This window comes from Bacillus sp. J33 (genome assembly GCF_000518885.1).
Classification (GTDB): domain Bacteria; phylum Bacillota; class Bacilli; order Bacillales; family Cytobacillaceae; genus Cytobacillus.
On sequence record NZ_JAEL01000026.1, the window covers coordinates 15,462 to 33,285 of the forward strand.

The window sequence follows — 17,824 nt, forward strand, 5'->3', positions numbered from 1 at the left end:
TATCATGAAAAAAACGGGAATCAGGTATTGGTTTGTACAAAGCTTTATCATGCTGGCGATTATCAGTTCATTGATTTTCTTTGTGGGGCTTCAAGTTTATTTATTTTATAATCCGGATGCGCCATATACGATTCAAAGCTCATTCTGGCTTTTTTTGTACTTATTATCTGTTTTGCTGCTGACAGGTGCTTACTTTGGGCTAAAAGGCAGTTACTTAATTAAAGGGCGGCTAGGAGATATTTTATTGTTTGTTTCTACTTTAAGGAGCGGCAAATATTCAGATAGATTGGAAGCATTTGAAAAAGATGAGATAGGGTTAATATCAGATGAATTAAATCAGCTGGCTCAAAATATCCAGGAGCAGGTTTTTTCCATGCAAAGGCTTGCTGATGAAAAATCTTCGCTCGCACAAACTGCCCACTCCGCAGCTGTAATGGAAGAAAGACAGCGTTTGGCAAGGGATCTTCATGACGTGGTTAGCCAGCAGCTGTTTGCCCTAAGTATGATGACCTCTGCTGCACTGAGGGTTTTTGACCTTGACAGCGAAAAGGCCAGGGAGCAGTTAATTGAAATCTCAGAGATCGCCGCCAAGGCGCAAGGTGAAATGAGGGCTCTCCTTCTTCACTTAAGGCCTATTCAGTTGAGTGATGACAGGCTTTGCGATGGAATTATTAAGTTAATACAGGAACTAAAGGCTAAAACAAACATCGATTTTCAGGCAAGCATTGATGAAATAGAAAAGCTTTCAAAAGCAGCAGAAGAGCATGTGTTCAGGATTGTCCAGGAGGCATTATCGAATGTTCTCCGCCATGCGGATGCAGGGAAAATAAAAATATCATTAACAGAGGAAGATGATTATGTTTACCTTTTTATTGCAGATAACGGAAAGGGATTTAATCCTCATAAAGAGAGAATGGCCTCATATGGGCTGAAAACGATGAGAGAACGCTGTGAGGAAGTTGGCGGGATTTTTAAAATCCGTTCCAAAGAGAATGAAGGTACTTATTTAGATATCAGAATTCCGGCAAAGGGGAGGGGTTAAGGTGATTCGGGTTGCTGTTGTCGATGATCATGAAATGGTAAGAAAGGGGATTATCTCTTACCTGGCAACTGAGGAGGGGATAAAGGTCATTGGGGAAGCATGCAGCGGCAAAGACGCTGTTCAGCTTGCCTTAAAAGAGAGACCAGACATTGTCCTGATGGATCTGCTTATGGAGAACGGAAATGGAATTGAAGCAACGAGGGAGATACTGAAAAGCTTCCCTGATTGTAAAATCATTATTATTACTAGCTATTATGATGATGAACAAGTGTTTCCTGCCATTGAAGCAGGCGCATTCAGCTACATGCTTAAAACAGCAAGTGCTGGCGAAGTTGTAGCTGCCATTAAGAAAGCAGCAATGGGAGAGCCTGAAATAGAATCCAGGGTAGCCAATAAGATGCTGAATCGCTTCCGCACACAGGAAAAAAAGCCTCATGATGATTTAACAGAAAGAGAGTTTGATGTTCTCTTGTGCATTGGTGAAGGAATGACAAATCAGGAGATCAGCGAGGAATTATTTATTGGCATTAAAACCGTGAAAACGCATGTAAGCAATATACTGAGCAAACTGGGCGTATCTGACCGGACTCAGGCGGCAGTCTATGCCAATAGAAACGGAATCATTAAGAAGCAAGCATAAAAAGGATGAGCTTTTAGGGCTCATCCTTTTTTTAATGGCTCTTTTCGTAAGGTTTGATGCTTTTTGAAGGCGAACTTAGTTTAACAAACTGAGTTGATTGTAGCGAGGGCACTTGACTCCAGCTCAGAAAAGAGGGAAATGTGAGACCCATAGGCGAAACCGAGGAGGCTCGCACCGCTCCCCGCGGAAAGCAAGTGTCCAGAGCGGAAATCAACAGGCAAAATTTATAAACTAAAACAACAATCTATGAGAAAAGAGCCTTTTAATTAAAGATTAAGAGAGTATCTATATTAATAATTATAACTGTCAGGCTCTGGTGCCGCAGGTTTTGCTTATTCATCCTCGGGAATATAATATTTTGCTGCATATGAAGGGCTCGAGAATATATGCGGCTGTTTATCGATGCCGCTTTCGGCTTCCTGTTTTACGTGTGCTTTTTCGAAAGCCTTTGAACCTTGCCAATCTCTATAGGACTTCTCATCATTCCATAGAGTAAGGATAATGTAGGTATTCGATTCGAGCGGCCGGAGGACCCGGATGGCAGCGAAACCAGGTTCGTTTTCTATTAGGCCTGCCCTGTTTTTAAAACGGTGCTCAAAAAGCGGCCTTCCTTCATCGGTAACAGGAATATTGTTCAAAACAGCAAAACCCGCGTTGTCAAAGGTTCCGGATGAATCAATTACTTCATATTTCCGCGGCTCTTTAAAAAGGGTAGCTCCCGATGTTTCATGGATTAGCAATGCTGTGTCAGGGTTCTGCATGGTGAGCATCGTTTCATTGGGGTGCTTTTCTTCAATCTTCTTTAAATATTCATAGGTTCCGCTCGTCATATAAAATTTCATCTCTTCACCTCAATAAGCTATTTTTTTATCCTATATAGGCATCTGGGCATGCCAATTATTATTTTAACATGTTATCCAACCATTCAATTATTTCCCCTTTAGGAATAGTAAAAACGTCAATTTTTTGACATTTGGCCTGCAAAACTATACAAGAGCATTGAAAAAAGGATATATTCATTAATGATAGCGTGTTTCTAATTGGTGTATATATATATTACAATAATATGCAGACAAGTCTTGAAAGGTGGAAAAAATTTAATGACTAATTCATTTAATGATACATTTCTAAGGGCGGCTAGAGGTGAGAAAACAGATCATGTCCCTGTATGGTATATGCGCCAGGCTGGCCGGTCACAGCCTGAGTACAGAGCAATTAAAGAAAAATATTCGCTGTTTGAAATTACCCATCAGCCTGAACTTTGCGCTTATGTGACTAGATTGCCTGTTGAGCAATATAACAATGATGCGGCGATTCTTTACAAAGATATTATGTCACCTCTACCTGCTATTGGAGTGGATGTTGAAATTAAGTCAGGCATTGGCCCTGTAATATCAAATCCGATCCGTTCGCTTGCCGATGTAGAAAAGCTGGGGGAAATCCACCCCGAAGAGGATGTTCCATATGTGCTTGATACTATTAAGCTTCTTACACAAGAGCAGTTAACTGTTCCTTTAATCGGTTTTGCAGGAGCCCCATTCACTCTTGCCAGCTATATGATTGAGGGCGGCCCTTCGAAAAATTACAACAAAACAAAAGCATTTATGTATGCAGAACCTAAAGCTTGGTTTGCATTAATGGATAAACTGGGTGAAATCACCATTACGTATGTAAAATCACAAATCAAGGCAGGCGCAAAAGCCATCCAAATTTTCGATTCCTGGGTTGGTGCATTGAATGTAGAAGACTATCGTTATTTTATAAAACCCGTTATGAATCGAATATTTTCTTCATTAAAAGAAGAGAATGTGCCGCTGATCATGTTTGGAGTCGGTGCAAGCCACCTGGCAATGGAATGGCATGACCTCCCTCTTGATGTAGTGGGCCTTGACTGGAGGCTTCCAATTCAGGAAGCAAGAGCCAAAGGAATAACAAAAACTGTACAAGGAAATCTGGATCCTGCTATTCTTCTAGCTCCTTGGGAAGTTATCGAAGAAAAAGCAAAAGCCATCCTGGATCAGGGCATGGCACAGCCAGGTTATATTTTCAATTTGGGGCACGGTGTCTTTCCTGAAGTAAACCCTGATACGCTAAGAAGATTAACAGCGTTTATTCATGAATACTCTGCTTCAAAACTTAGTAAGTAGCCCTTTTTTACCAGGAATGCCATTCTAAAAGGACGGATATTCCATGCAGGATTAGCGATTTCCATGAGCATTAGTTTTGGTAATCCGGCTTATTTTTGACACAATAAGGGATAGAGACTGAAGAAAATTGAGGTGGATAACATGGGTAAAAAGACACTGGGATTGCTTGTGATGGCCTATGGCACTCCTTATAATGAGGAAGACATTGAACGTTACTATACACATATCCGCAGAGGAAGAAGGCCTTCTGAGGAAATGCTTGAGGATTTAAGAAGCAGATATAAAGCAATAGGCGGAATCTCGCCGCTTGCAGAAATTACAAAAGATCAGGCCAAGAAGCTTGAGCAGCATTTGAATGAAATGCAGGATGAATATGAATTCAAACTGTATCTTGGCTTGAAGCATATCGAACCGTTTGTAGAAGATGCCGTCAAGCAAATGCATGAGGATGGGATTGAGGAGGCAGTCAGCATTGTGCTTGCTCCGCATTTCTCTACATTTAGTGTGAAGTCCTACAATGGAAGGGCCAAAGAAGAAGCTGAAAAGCTAGGCGGCCCTGTTATAAAGTCAGTTGAGAGCTGGTATAAAGAGCCAAAGTTCATTAAATACTGGGCGGATAGGGTGAAAGAAACGTTTGATCATATGTCATCTGAAGAAAAAGATTCTGCAGTTTTAATTGTTTCTGCCCACAGCTTGCCGGAAAAAATTCTGCAATCTGGAGATCCATATCCGCATCAGCTGCAGGAAACGGCTGATATGATTGCTGAGCAGGCTGGAGTCCGCGATTATGCTGTTGGCTGGCAAAGCGCCGGAAATACGCCTGAACCATGGCTCGGCCCTGATGTCCAGGATTTGACAAGAGAACTATTTGAAAAGAAAGGTTATAAGGCGTTTGTTTATACTCCTGTTGGTTTTGTATCTGACCATCTTGAAGTGCTTTATGACAATGATTATGAATGCAAAGTTGTAACAGATGAACTGGGTGCTAGCTATTACCGCCCAGAGATGCCAAATTCCAAGCCAGAATTTATTGATGCGATGTCTGATGCCATTTTTAAATTGCTGAATGAGAGCAAGTAAAAATTAAGTAAAGAAGGCGATTTGCTGTGCTGGTAGAGAAACAGAAGGTTGTAATTATCGGAGGGGGAATTACAGGTCTTACGGCAGCGTATTATTTGCAGAAGGAGTCCAAAATGAAAGGGCTGCATTTGGATGTAAAGCTTGTTGAAGCTTCCCATCGTCTGGGCGGGAAGATCCAGACGATAAGAAGAGATGGCTTTATTATTGAAAGGGGCCCTGATTCATTTCTGGCGCGCAAACAAAGTGCGTCCAAGCTTGCCAAAGAAGTAGGTATGGATAAAGAGCTTATCAGCAATACATCAGGGAAATCCTACGTACTGGCAAGGCAAAGGCTTTACCCGATGCCAGGCGGATCGATTATGGGGATTCCTACTCAAATTGCTCCTTTTATTACAACCGGATTATTCTCGCCTGCTGCAAAGGCAAGGGCAGCGGCAGACTTTGTGCTTCCGCGCTCAAATCCAGGACAGGATCAGTCACTAGGTGAATTTTTCCGCAGAAGGCTTGGCGATGAAGTGGTTGAAAATTTAATCGAACCGCTTCTCTCTGGGATTTATGCGGGTGATATCGATCAGCTAAGTTTAATGTCAACATTCCCGCAGTTTTATCAGGTGGAGCAGAAGTATAGAAGCTTAATTTTAGGAATGAAGAAAACTGCAGGCTCACAGCCTAAAAATACTGGTGGCAAAAAGAAAAAAGAAGGAATGTTCCTAACGTTTAAGTCTGGGCTTCAATCGCTTGTCGACGCTGTTGAAAAGCAGCTTGAACCTGGATCGGTTTTTAAAGGATACCGAGTGGAATCTGTCCGGAAAAAAGGCAGCGGCTATATCATCGACATGAATGGTGGAGAAAAGCTGCAGGCAGATAGCATCGTAATGGCTGCACCACATTTTGCAGTACACTCGATCTTTTCTGATTGGGGGCTATTTGGAGAATTTAAAGAAATGTTATCTACCTCTGTGGCGACTGTAGCGCTTGCTTTTCCAGAAAAGGCAGTTGAGAAGGACATGAACGGGACAGGTTTTGTCGTTTCCAGGAACAGCGACTATACTATTACCGCATGTACATGGACACATAAGAAATGGCCCCATTCTGCCCCTAAAGGAAAAATGCTGCTCCGATGTTACGTTGGAAGAGCAGGGGATGAGGCCATTGTCGATTTGTCAGATGACCAAATCATTAAAATTGTCCTGGATGATTTAAATAAAACGATGAATATCACGATGAACCCCGAATTTGCTTACGTAACAAGGTGGAAGAATTCTATGCCTCAATATACTGTGGGGCATAAAGAGCGGATCGAGAATGCAAAAAAACAGGCTGAGGAAAACCTGCCGGGTGTCTTTTTGGCGGGAAGCTCCTATGATGGTTTAGGGGTCCCTGATTGTATTGACCAGGGAGAAAAGGTGGTCAGAAGCGTTCTAGACTATTTATGTAGTATTAAGAAAGAAGCTGTCCAATTGTGACAGCTTTTTTCTTGCGCAATTAAATAATTTAAGTTGCTTTTTCAATTAATGTATGATAAATTACTTTTTGTACGAAATGACCAAAATTCTCATTTAGTCATACTTATATGAGGTGAAGAAATGTCAGTCGATCGAAAGCAGCAAATTTTAGAAGCAGCCACAAAATCTTTTTCTTTATTCGGCTATAAGGCAACAACAATGGATCAGGTTGCTAAGCTTGCTAATGTAGGAAAAGGTACCATTTATACTTTTTTCAAAAATAAAGAAGAGCTTTTCGATGAAATTATCCGTTCTCTTATTACGGAGATGAGGGCTGCAGCAGATGAAGCGATTGACCCGTCCCTCTCCTTTCATGAAAATGTTCATCGTGGACTATATAAAATATTGGAGTTTCGATTGAAGCATCAGCTTACTATTAAACTGTTCCAGGAGGAAAAAGAAATGGGAACGCCTGCTGTTTTGGAAGTAATCGGACAGCTGGAGGATGCCATTTTAAATTATTTGAAGGAAAAGGTAACCCTTGCTATCGAAAAGGGAGAAATTCGGGAATGCGATCCGGAGCTGACTGCGTTTGTTATGCTCAAGGTTTATATCGCCTTGATTTTTGATTGGGAACAGCGGCATAAACCTTTAGAGAAGGAAGAGATAGCTATGCTATTTGAACAATATATTATAAAGGGATTATCTAATTAGATAGTCCTCTATTTTTTAAGTGGATTGACTAAATGAACATTTTGGTCAATTAGTTGATTTGGAGGGGTAATCATGAAGAACAGTCTATTTAAAAAGGAATTATCAGCGGTGATTCAGAACAAAAAGCTGTTAATACCTATCATTGCAGTTTTGTTTATTCCGATTTTATATAGCGGAATGTTTCTTTGGGCATTCTGGGATCCGTATGACCACTTGGATGATTTGCCAGTTGCAATTGTTAATGAAGATAATGGTGCCATTTTTGAAGATACTGAACTGCAGCTTGGCAATGAACTTGTTGAAAAAATAAAGGAAAGTAATGATTTTGATTTCAAATTCGTTGATAAAGAAGAAGGATATAAAAATCTTAAAGAACAAAAATATTATATGCTTGTAGAAATACCTAAGGATTTCTCGGAAAATGCAACTACCCTTCTTGAGGAAAATCCTCAGAAGATGAAACTGATTTATGTTCCAAACGAAAGTTATAACTTTTTATCAGCACAAATCGGTGGTACAGCTGTAGATAAAATCAAAGCATCTTTATCCGAAAAGGTTACTGAAACATATGCAGAAACCATGTTTGAAAAGATTGGTGAGCTGGCTGATGGCATCGGCCAGGCGAGTGAAGGTGCTGAAAAAATAAGTGAAGGGGCTGCAGAACTAAAGGATGGTTCAGCAACTTTACATGAAAAGCTTGCCATTCTGGCAGATAAGTCCATTGAGTTTAACAATGGAATAAGCAGTGCCAATAAAGGTTCGCTGGAAATGGTCAAAGGTGCAAAATCTCTTTCAGAAGGTTTGGGGCAGCTGGCGGATGGACAAGCGAAACTGCAAGAGGCTTCAGGTAAGCTGGAGTCAGGAAGTGAACAATTATCGGCAGGAGTTACCCGAACAAAAGAGGGTATTGGGACAGTGAATGAAAAACTTCCATTGATCATTAATGGAACAGACCAGCTTCAGGCTGGAGCAAATTCACTATCTACATCTTTAAAACAATGGCAAACGGAAGCACAGAAAATTAGCGGTGGCACTGCCATGCTGGTACAGAAACTGCAGGGATTAATTTCACAGCTCCCTGAAGAGTCGCCGGAAAAAGCTGAGCTTCAGGCAGTCCTCAGCCAGCTGAAGGCAGGCTCAGCGCAGCTTGCAGAGTCGGCAGGTATGCTGTCTGCAGGTGGAGCAGAATTGTCCCAAAAAATGGGTGAGCTTAAGGATGGCCAGCTGCAGCTGCAGCAAGGCATAAATCAGCTTACACAGGGAACTTCAGAGCTGGAAAGCGGTTCTCAGCAGCTTGTACAGGGCCATAAAGAATTCCAGGCTGGAATGACAACGTTCGGCCAAAAGTTAGCTGAAGCAAAAACGGGAGCAGACCGGCTTGCTGGCGGAGCAGCAGATATATCAGGCGGGCTCGGACAGCTAACGCAAGGTTCAGCAGCTTTTGCGGACGGTACTAAGCAGCTTGAAAATGGTGCAGACAAAGTTGCAGAAGGAAACACTAAGATTTATGAAGGATCCTCTGATTTGGCTGATAAACTGGCTGATGGGGCTGAAAAAGCTTCTTCAGTCAATGCCAGCGATAAAACCTATAATATGATGGCTGATCCAGTGAAAGTGGCAAACGAAAAAATCACTGAAGTTCCAAACTATGGAACAGGTTTTGCTCCATATTTTCTATCTCTTGGATTATTTGTTGGAGCATTGCTGCTTTCAATTGTATTCCCGCTCCGTGAACCCGCTGGCATCCCTAGATCAGGTTTTAGCTGGTTTGCCAGCAAACTTGGTATACTTGCGGGCATAGGTATTATACAAGCTCTTATAGCAGATTTTATCCTGTTATCAGGACTTGGACTTGAAGTCCAAAGTGTACCATTGTTTTTATTATTTACTGTGTTAACAAGCGTTGTTTTTATTGCTCTTATTCAATTTCTGGTTACCATCATGGGTGACCCGGGTCGTTTTGTGGCGATCATTATTTTAATTCTGCAGCTGACGACAAGTGCTGGAACATTTCCGCTTGAATTGATCCCTGAAGCTCTTCAGCCAATTAGTGCATACTTGCCGATGACTTATTCTGTTTCAGGATTTAAGGCTGTCATATCAAGCGGAAACTTAGAATTCATGTGGGAGAATGCGATCATTTTATGTATTTTTTCAGCCATTTTCATTGCAGGAACTTTTGTATATTTTACGGCTATGCATAGAAAAAAATTTGCAGCTGTTACAGAACAGGCAAATTGATACAATAACAAAGCCAGCCCTTTCAAGGGCTGGCTTTTAGTATAGGATTCTATAAATCTGTCATTCCCATGCACTTGTCACATTTGTTTCCATAGCACTCGTGCTGCTCTTCAATTGACTTCCCACATTCTGAACATTGTTTCGCCGGCAAATTTCTGAAAAACTCCATAATGTTTTGGATCATGTTGAAGCCTCCTAATTATTTATTGTTTTCTTCTAAATAGTTTGATTATTTGTATTTATTGTATTATAACAGTTTTTATCTGTCAACATCTGTTTCAGAACAATTTTAAAAAAGTGAAAAAATAGGCATAATCGGGTATATTGGACTTAGGAAATGAAGTACCTCTTAGTATTTCGAATACTGCGCCTTGCGCTTTTTACATAGGGAGGAATTGTGATGAAATTAACAGTAATCGGCAGCTGGGGCGGTTATCCTAAAGCTGATGGGGCAAGCTCAGGCTATTTGCTGGAGCATGAAGGGTTCCATCTGCTGATTGACTGCGGCAGCGGAGTTCTGGCAAAAATGCAGAACTTTTTTCAGCCTGAGGATCTCGATGCAATGATCATTTCTCATTATCACCCAGATCATATTGCAGATATTGGGGTACTGCAGCATGCCAGGCTGATTCAGGGCTTCTTGGGTAAAAAAACAGAGACTCTTCCAATTTATGGGCATTCCTTCGATCAGAATGAATTTAAGAAACTTACATACAAGGACATTACAAAAGGGATTGCTTATAATCCTGAAGGTGTTTTGGCAGCGGGGCCATTTCAAATTCGGTTTTTAAAGACAAACCATCCTGTTCCATGCTTTGCAATGAGGATTGAAGCAGGCGGAAAAACGCTTATATATACTGCAGACACTTCTTATAAGGAAGAATTGGAGGCATTTAGTAAAGGTGCCGATTTACTCGTTTGCGAATGCAATTTTTATGGTCATCAAAACGGGAAAAATGCAGGTCATATGACGAGCCTTGATGCAGGAACATTGGCCAGCAAATCAAAGGCTAAGAATCTTTTACTGACTCATTTGCCTCACTATGGAGAGATACAAAAGCTGAAGGAAGAAGCGTCAAGTAAATACACAGGCCCTATATCAATTGCGGACTACCAGTGGTCCCACACTTTTTAAGGAGTGAAAGAATGTTATTTATCGACAACCAAGGAATAACTGATCCAAGAATCAATCTTGCTATTGAAGAATATGCGCTAAAAAACCTGGATATTGATGAAACTTATTTGCTTTTTTATATTAATGCACCTTCCATAATCATTGGGAAAAATCAAAATACAATAGAAGAGATTAATACCGGGTATGTAGAAAGCAACGGAATCCATGTGGTTAGGCGGCTATCCGGCGGGGGCGCGGTTTATCATGATCTGGGGAACTTAAATTTCAGCTTTATTACAAAGGATGATGGAGAGAGCTTCCACAACTTCCTTAAGTTTACTGAACCAGTCATTAATGCTTTAAAGAAGCTTGGTGTAAATGCCGAGCTGAGCGGGCGAAATGATCTGACAGCAGAGGGGAGAAAAATTTCAGGGAATGCCCAGTTCTCAACTAAAGGCAGAATGTTCAGCCATGGGACACTCCTGTTTGATTCAGAAATAGAGAATGTAGTTTCGGCATTAAAGGTGAGAAAAGATAAAATTGAATCAAAAGGCATTAAATCCATTCGGAGCAGGGTTGCCAACATCTCGGAATTTTTGGAAGAAAAAATCACAATTGATGAATTCCGCTTGCTGCTGCTCAAAAATATTTTTGGTGATTTAGATGAGGTTCCAGAATATAAACTGACGGACGAGGATTGGGAAAAAATTCACCAGCTTTCCAAAGAGCGCTATCAAAATTGGGACTGGAATTATGGAAAATCACCTAAATTTGATTTGCAGCATTCCCATCGCTTTCCAGTTGGACAAATAGATATCAGGTTAAATGTCACAAAAGGGAAAATCGAAAATTGCAAAATTTATGGTGATTTCTTTGGGGTTGGCGATGTAAGCGAAATTGAAAACAAGCTCAGTGGAATCCGCTATGAAAAATCAGAAATTGAAAAGGCCCTTGCTGAAGTCGATATTAAGCATTACTTTGGAAATGTGACTAAGGAAGAGTTTATTAACCTTGTTTATTAAATTGTTTAACAGAGCTAACTGAGAAAACCGGCACACAATGCCGGTTTTTATACTTATGTAAAATCAGAATGATTGGAGAAATGACATGATAAGAATTTGTGAATAATTTGCTTTCCTACTTGAATACAAAAATTTCTTTCAATATAATATATTTAGAAAATTTTTTAAATAAAAATGAATGACTATTCATTCACTGAAGGGGGATTGAAGATGAATCTAACACAGCAGCTGCATGAAACTGCGGAAAAAATGGGCAATAAACCTGCCTATTACTTTATGGACAAGTCCAGTACATATGCAGAGCTTGATGGTGCTGTTACAAAGTTTGCAGATGGACTCTCGAGGTTGGGTGTAAAAAAGGGGGACCATGTTGCCTTATTGCTGGGAAACTCCCCGCATTTTGTTATCGGTCTCCATGGTGCACTTCGGCTTGGAGCTACCGTCATTCCGATTAATCCGATTTATACGCCGGATGAAATTGGCTATATTGTCAATAACGGTGATGTCAAAGCTGTTGTTGCGCTTGATTTAATGGTGCCTCTGATTGAAAAGATGCATCACGTGCTTCCTAAAGTAGATCATTATATTATTTGTGAAACACCACAAGGCCAAGCTTCGGATCTGGATATGTCGGCGTTATCTGTTTGCTCAAAAATGAAATCGTTTACACAGCTGGTAGCTTCAGGGGATATAGGATTTCAGGGGCCCGACCTGGGTGATGAGGAAACAGCGATCATTCTATATACATCAGGTACAACCGGAAAGCCTAAAGGGGCGATGCTAACTCATAAAAACTTATACAGCAATGCAAAGGATGTCAGCGATTATCTTCGTATGAATGAAGATGATAGAGTTATCACCACACTGCCTATGTTCCATGTGTTTTGTTTAACGGTTGCTTTAAATGCACCTCTTATGAATGGGGCTACTATTCTCATAGATCCAAAATTCAGCCCAAAAGAGATTTTTAGGCTTGCCAAAAAATATGAACCTACTGTTTTTGCAGGAGTGCCGACCATGTATAATTTCCTCCTTCAATATGAAGCTGGAAATCCGGAAGATTTAAAGTCTTTGAGGCTTTGCATATCCGGAGGCGCAGCCATGCCTGTTGCGCTTCTGCATGGATTTGAGAAAAAATTCAATGTGAAGGTTTCTGAGGGCTACGGGCTGTCTGAGGCTTCCCCGGTTACTTGTTTTAACCCGCTGGACAAGCCAAGGAAACCTGGCTCGATTGGCCAGTCTATCTTAAATGTAGAAAACAAGGTAGTAAACGAACTTGGAGAGGAGGTTCCTGTAGGAGAAGTAGGAGAGCTGATCGTCCGTGGACCAAATGTGATGAAGGGCTATTATAAGCTTCCTGAAGAAACAGCAGCAGCAATCCGTGATGGCTGGCTTTACACAGGGGATTTGGCTAAAAAGGATGAGGAAGGATATTTTTATATTGTTGACCGCAAAAAAGATTTAATCTTGGTTGGAGGATACAACGTTTATCCAAGAGAAGTGGAAGAGGTTCTATATAACCATGAGGATGTTGTTGAAGTGGCAGTCCTGGGAGTGCCGGATCCAAATCTTGGTGAAGCAGTCCGATGCTATGTCGTATCGAAAAATCCTCAGCTTACAGCAGAACAGCTTCTTGCATACTGTGCTGAGCATTTAGCAAAGTATAAAGTTCCTGCCTCAATTGAATTCCTGGAGGAGCTTCCGAAAAATACAACAGGGAAGATATTGCGGAGAGCATTGAAGAATCAAGTGCTTCAAGCGAAATAACAAGGCAGAGGCAGGCATCAATGGTGTCTGCCTTTTTTCTTTTAGCTGTGTTAAAGATTAATGTTGATTGTAGCACCCTGCTGATTGGAGCGGAAGGTCCTAATTCCGCGAAAATGCTAACGCATTTTCTTACGGCGAGGAGTTCATTCGAGGAAGCTTATTCAATGTCCTGCGGGAGAAGTGTGTCAGCGGAAGACCCTAAGGTGCGAATGCAGTGAGGAGCGTCGGGCCGCCCGCTGAACGCTTGAGTCCCTCGTGCTGAAATCAACAGGCAAATTTAACAGAGGCTTTCTTTCAAGTATTGAAAGGGTTTTCAGGATGTTTATCGAATTGAAATATGGAGCAAAAACAAACGAAGGAGAGATGTACATATGAGTTCTATTGCGGTTGAAATAAAAGAACATATTGCGCTTGTGACAATTAATCGTCCTGATGCGCTGAATGCTTTTAATTATGAAACATTATCCGAGCTCCAGGCTTCGATTGAAAAATTGCGTACAAATCCGGATGTACGTGTGGTTATATTTACAGGTGCTGGTGAGAAAGCGTTTAGTGTGGGAGCTGATTTAAAAGAGCGCCGAACGTTATCGGATGAAGAGGTCCGCAGAAATATCTATAAGATCGGTGAGGTATTTTCTTTAATCGACCAGCTTCCACAGCCAACCATTGCAGCTATAAATGGCTTTGCGTTTGGGGGAGGTATGGAATTGGCGCTTTCCTGCGACTTCCGGATTGCAGTTGCAGGGACTTCCATGGGCCTTACAGAAACAAGCCTGGCGATTATACCTGGTGCAGGGGGCACACAGAGACTGCCAAGGCTGATTGGCCAGGCAAAAGCCCTTGAATTAATCTTAACCGCTAAAAGGCTTACTTCCGAGGAAGCACTTGAGTATGGAATCCTTACAAAAGTAACAGATCGTGATAATCTGTTAAACGAATGCTTGGAATTCGCCTCGCAAATGCTTGCAAACGGACCACTGGCACTGCAGCAGGCAAAGTTTGCCGTTAAGCAGGGAATGGGAGTAGATTTGCAAACCGGCCTGCAGATTGAGCGCAAAGCTTACGAAGTCATCATTCCTACTGAAGACCGGGTAGAAGCACTCGCGGCTTTCGCTGAAAAGCGAAAGCCGGATTTTAAAGGGAAATAAAAGAAAGAGGGACCTTTTGTACGAAGCCAAAACGCTTATTCCTGCAAAGTTTATTCTTGGAGCTTTCTTGGTGCGGATTGATGGAACATGGTGGACTAAGGCCAGCAGAACAGGGAAGGTTTTGTCCCCCTTTATTTTACGTCGACGGAAGAATGCGGCAGTTTTAGGAGGACACTCGCTCTTTGAAGGTCCCCAGCGCTCTGGATTCGAAGATTCAAAGTATAAACTCTAATACCCCAGAAACACGGCAGAATAATGCCGTGTTTTTCTATTAGATTATTAAATTTTTAGAAAATAATAAAAAAAGTATTGAATATAATGTATGTTACCTATATAATTTAGTGAATAAAAGCATAAAAGCATAAAAGTGATGAAGCAGAAAGATAGAGATAAGAGGGGGATCATCTAAAATGCTGGAGAAATTAAAATCAATCAAATCGATTGCAGCAGCCGGTGTAATGGGAGCGGTGCTGCTTAGCGGATGCGGCAGTGAAAGCAGTAATGGAGGTACTGGCTCTTCAGAGAGTGAAAAAGAAGATTCATATAAAGTAGGAGTTACACAGATTGTTGAACATCCTTCGTTAGATGCCGCACTTGAAGGCTTTAAAAAAGCATTGGAAGAGGAAGGGCTCGATGTCAGTTATGATGTACAGATCGCCCAAGGTGATCAAAATAACAACCAGTCCATTGCCAATAATTTTGCAGGTGATGGTGTGGATCTGATTTTTGCCAACTCGACACCAAGTGCATTAAGTGCCCTGAATGCAACGAAGGATATACCTATCGTCTTTACATCCGTAACGGATCCGGTAGGTGCACAATTAGTAAAATCAATGGAATCTCCGGATGGAAATATAACAGGGACTACAGATACTCATCCTGATGCAATACCTAACATGGTTAAGTTTATTGATGAACAGTTTGATGCCAGTACTGTTGGTGTTATCTATAATTCTGGCGAACAAAACTCAGAGGTGCAGATTGAAAAAGTTAAGGAAGCTCTTTCAGGTACTGATATGAAGCTTGCCGAAGCAACGGTGTCCAATTCCTCGGAGGTGAAACAGGCTGCGGAATCACTTGTGGGTAAAGCAGATGTCATCTATATCATTACAGATAATACAGTTGTTTCTGCTTTGGAATCCGTTATCCAGGTTTCAAATGACAATGACATCCCGCTGTTTGTAGGGGAGATTGACTCCGTAGAACGCGGCGGATTTGCAGCTTACGGATTTGACTACGAAGATATCGGCTATGAAGCAGGTGCTATGGCTGTACAAATTTTAAAAGAAGGCAAACAGCCATCTGAACTTCCTGTCCAATATCCGCAAAATTTAAAACTTGTTATTAATAAAAAGGCAGCTGAAGAAATGGGCATTGAATTAAAAGAAGAATGGAACGATCTCGCTGAGTTTGTTGAGTAATGAAAGCAACCTCGAAACAGTCTTTTAAATAAAAAGTCAGAAAGGAAGTTTATTATGCCAACAGCCATCTTTGGTTCCATTGAGGCAGGAGCGATATATGCCTTGATGGCACTGGGCGTGTACCTATCATTCAGAATATTGGATTTTCCTGACCTGACGGTTGATGGAAGTTTTGTCACTGGTGCATCTGTAGCCGCAGTAATGATTGTAGGGGGGTATCATCCATTTCTGGCTACAATCACTGCCTTGCTGGCAGGATTTGCAGCTGGCTGCCTTACAGGGCTGCTTCATACAAAGGGGAAAATAAATGCGCTTTTATCCGGAATATTAATGATGATTGCCTTGTACTCTATTAATCTGCGGATAATGGGGAAATCGAATGTTCCTCTTTTATCAGAGGAAACCGCCATGTCAAAGCTTACAGATTTTTGGCAGGGGCTTGGCATTGATCAAGCCATTCAGGGGGTTATGAGTGCTCTGGGAATGGATTTTGCCCCCAAAACTTGGGGGATTCTAATCTTAATGTTAATATTGGCACTTGCTGTAAAGGTGCTGATTGACCTCTTCCTAAAAACGGATGTGGGATTGGCTATTCGCGCGACTGGCGACAATGAGACGATGATCCGCAGCTTTTCTGCAGATACAGACCTTCTCAAGATCTTAGGATTGGGCATTTCAAATGCGCTGGTTGCTTTCTCGGGAGCATTAGTGGCCCAGTATAACGGGTTCAGTGATGTCGGCATGGGAATAGGGATGATCATTATCGGCCTTGCCTCCGTCATTATCGGTGAAGCGATATTTGGAGCAAAAACAATTGTAAGGGCCACTTTTGCCGTCATCGGAGGGGCCATTTTATATCGGATTATCGTTACGCTGGCATTAAGGGTTGAATTCCTTGAAACAGGGGATATGAAGCTGATTACAGCGGTAATCGTCATTAGTGCACTTATCCTTCCAAAGCTGATTCAGCAGCAAAAAGAAAAGCAAAGAAAGCGCCGGAGACTGCTGGAAGCAAGAAAAAATCAGGCATCTAATGCTTACGGGAAAAGTGGTGAACAGCTTGCTGCAATTAAATCAGATTCATAAAGTTTTTAACGAGGGAACTCCAGATGAAAAAATAGCACTGCATCGAATCGACCTTCAATTAAAGCCGGGCGACTTCATGACAGTAATCGGCAGCAACGGTGCGGGAAAGTCGACTCTTATGAACATGATATCCGGAAAATTAATGCCGGATATGGGGGAAGTTCTGATAGATGGTTCGGATGTTACGCTTGTGAAAGAGCATAAAAGATCTAAACTTATCGGCCGAGTTTTCCAGGATCCAATGGCAGGTACAGCACCATCGATGACGATAGAGGAGAACCTGGCAATCGCATACTCCAGAACCATGGCACGCGGTTTTCGGAAAGGCGTTTCAAAAAAAAGACGTGATTTTTTCCGAGAGAAACTAGAGATGCTGCATCTTGGACTGGAGAATAGGCTCTCAGCTAAGGTTGGACTACTATCGGGCGGTGAGCGGCAGGCCCTATCCTTATTGATGGCTACTTTTACCGAACCGAAAATATTGCTTCTGGATGAACATACAGCTGCATTGGATCCAGCACGTGCAGAACTGATTACAAGTCTGACAAAGGAAATTGTGGAAACATATAAGCTCACAACCTTGATGGTTACCCACAATATGCAGCAGGCACTTGACCTGGGAAACAGGCTGATCATGATGGATAAAGGACAAATCATTTTTGAAACAAATGAAGAGCAAAAGAAAAATCTGACTGTGGAAAAACTGCTGGAAGAATTCCAGAAAATCCGTGGCGAGAAAATGAGCAGCGACAAAGCTGTATTGATTTAAACAGCGGACCGGACAAGGCATTATGCTTTGTTCGGTTTATTTGTTATTGAGGGGGCGGGGCAGACTGGAAAAATAATTAGGAATCAGTCTCTACGAGGAATTTTTCACTGGCGCATTGAAGAGTTATGTCCATGACGCCCTTGAAGAAGGCCATATTGATGACTCTGGAGCAGAAAAAGGTCCATTAC

The 17,824-nt window shown here is 41.7% G+C and carries 17 protein-coding genes; 15 read left to right on the plus strand and 2 right to left on the minus strand.

The features are described 5' to 3' along the window. Window positions 1-4 precede the first annotated feature (4 nt). Both L634_RS0110365 and L634_RS0110370 read left to right on the plus strand, forming a co-directional pair. Window positions 5-1,042 (plus strand): sensor histidine kinase, encoded by a 1,038-nt coding sequence (locus L634_RS0110365; protein ID WP_034262475.1) that lies wholly within the window; start codon window positions 5-7, stop codon window positions 1,040-1,042. Window position 1,043: 1 nt separating this feature from the next. Beyond that, window positions 1,044-1,682 carry a response regulator gene (locus tag L634_RS0110370; protein WP_026582394.1) on the plus strand — a complete coding sequence of 213 codons (639 nt, stop codon included), beginning with the start codon at window positions 1,044-1,046 and terminating at the stop codon, window positions 1,680-1,682. A 332-nt stretch (window positions 1,683-2,014) separates the two neighbouring features. Here the strand turns inward: L634_RS0110370 and L634_RS0110375 are convergent, their stop codons facing one another. Continuing rightward, window positions 2,015-2,524: an antibiotic biosynthesis monooxygenase family protein gene (locus L634_RS0110375; RefSeq protein ID WP_026582395.1), complete on the minus strand. Its 510-nt coding sequence runs from the start codon at window positions 2,522-2,524 to the stop codon at window positions 2,015-2,017. Window positions 2,525-2,782: 258 nt separating this feature from the next. On the opposite strand from L634_RS0110375, the gene hemE reads away from it, so the two are divergent. From hemE to L634_RS0110400, 5 genes are all read left to right on the plus strand, one after another. Then, on the plus strand, window positions 2,783-3,829 hold the full coding sequence (gene hemE / locus L634_RS0110380; protein WP_026582396.1) for a uroporphyrinogen decarboxylase: 1,047 nt from the start codon (window positions 2,783-2,785) through the stop codon (window positions 3,827-3,829). Between the two features lie 141 nt (window positions 3,830-3,970). Further along, window positions 3,971-4,909, plus strand: coding sequence for a ferrochelatase (gene hemH / locus L634_RS0110385; RefSeq protein WP_026582397.1), 939 nt, complete (start codon window positions 3,971-3,973; stop codon window positions 4,907-4,909). Between the two features lie 26 nt (window positions 4,910-4,935). Next, window positions 4,936-6,375, plus strand: a complete 1,440-nt coding sequence (gene hemY, locus L634_RS0110390) for a protoporphyrinogen oxidase (RefSeq protein WP_026582398.1) — start codon at window positions 4,936-4,938, stop codon at window positions 6,373-6,375. A 120-nt stretch (window positions 6,376-6,495) separates the two neighbouring features. Beyond that, window positions 6,496-7,068: a TetR/AcrR family transcriptional regulator gene (locus L634_RS0110395; protein WP_026582399.1), complete on the plus strand. Its 573-nt coding sequence runs from the start codon at window positions 6,496-6,498 to the stop codon at window positions 7,066-7,068. 72 nt (window positions 7,069-7,140) lie between these two features. Then, the gene (locus tag L634_RS0110400; protein WP_026582400.1) at window positions 7,141-9,309 is read left to right on the plus strand and encodes a YhgE/Pip family protein; all 2,169 of its coding nucleotides are present in this window, start codon (window positions 7,141-7,143) and stop codon (window positions 9,307-9,309) included. Window positions 9,310-9,358: 49 nt separating this feature from the next. On the opposite strand, the gene yhfH is transcribed toward L634_RS0110400, so the two are convergent. Then, window positions 9,359-9,493: a protein YhfH gene (gene yhfH, locus L634_RS32630; RefSeq protein WP_069187882.1), complete on the minus strand. Its 135-nt coding sequence runs from the start codon at window positions 9,491-9,493 to the stop codon at window positions 9,359-9,361. A 216-nt stretch (window positions 9,494-9,709) separates the two neighbouring features. Here yhfH and L634_RS0110410 point away from each other — a divergent pair, with 216 nt between their 5' ends. The 8 genes from L634_RS0110410 (at window position 9,710) to L634_RS0110455 (ending at window position 17,636) form a co-directional block, all read left to right on the plus strand. Further along, window positions 9,710-10,444, plus strand: coding sequence for an MBL fold metallo-hydrolase (locus L634_RS0110410; RefSeq protein WP_026582401.1), 735 nt, complete (start codon window positions 9,710-9,712; stop codon window positions 10,442-10,444). 11 nt (window positions 10,445-10,455) lie between these two features. After that, window positions 10,456-11,445 (plus strand): lipoate--protein ligase, encoded by a 990-nt coding sequence (locus tag L634_RS0110415; protein ID WP_026582402.1) that lies wholly within the window; start codon window positions 10,456-10,458, stop codon window positions 11,443-11,445. A gap of 210 nt (window positions 11,446-11,655) precedes the next feature. Beyond that, on the plus strand, window positions 11,656-13,212 hold the full coding sequence (locus L634_RS0110420) for a fatty acid--CoA ligase family protein (protein ID WP_026582403.1): 1,557 nt from the start codon (window positions 11,656-11,658) through the stop codon (window positions 13,210-13,212). 371 nt (window positions 13,213-13,583) lie between these two features. Further along, complete coding sequence (locus L634_RS0110435; protein WP_026582405.1) at window positions 13,584-14,360, plus strand: enoyl-CoA hydratase-related protein; 777 nt, start codon at window positions 13,584-13,586, stop codon at window positions 14,358-14,360. Window positions 14,361-14,376: 16 nt separating this feature from the next. Continuing rightward, window positions 14,377-14,592, plus strand: a complete 216-nt coding sequence (locus tag L634_RS0110440) for a hypothetical protein (protein WP_026582406.1) — start codon at window positions 14,377-14,379, stop codon at window positions 14,590-14,592. A 178-nt stretch (window positions 14,593-14,770) separates the two neighbouring features. Beyond that, window positions 14,771-15,781 carry an ABC transporter substrate-binding protein gene (locus L634_RS0110445; RefSeq protein ID WP_026582407.1) on the plus strand — a complete coding sequence of 337 codons (1,011 nt, stop codon included), beginning with the start codon at window positions 14,771-14,773 and terminating at the stop codon, window positions 15,779-15,781. Between the two features lie 54 nt (window positions 15,782-15,835). Further along, window positions 15,836-16,867, plus strand: coding sequence for an ABC transporter permease (locus L634_RS0110450; RefSeq protein WP_026582408.1), 1,032 nt, complete (start codon window positions 15,836-15,838; stop codon window positions 16,865-16,867). After that, a complete protein-coding gene (locus L634_RS0110455) occupies window positions 16,842-17,636 on the plus strand; it encodes an ABC transporter ATP-binding protein (RefSeq protein ID WP_026582409.1) in 795 nt (264 codons plus the stop codon). The genes L634_RS0110450 and L634_RS0110455 overlap by 26 nt, the downstream gene beginning before the upstream one ends. Window positions 17,637-17,824: the final 188 nt, after the last annotated feature.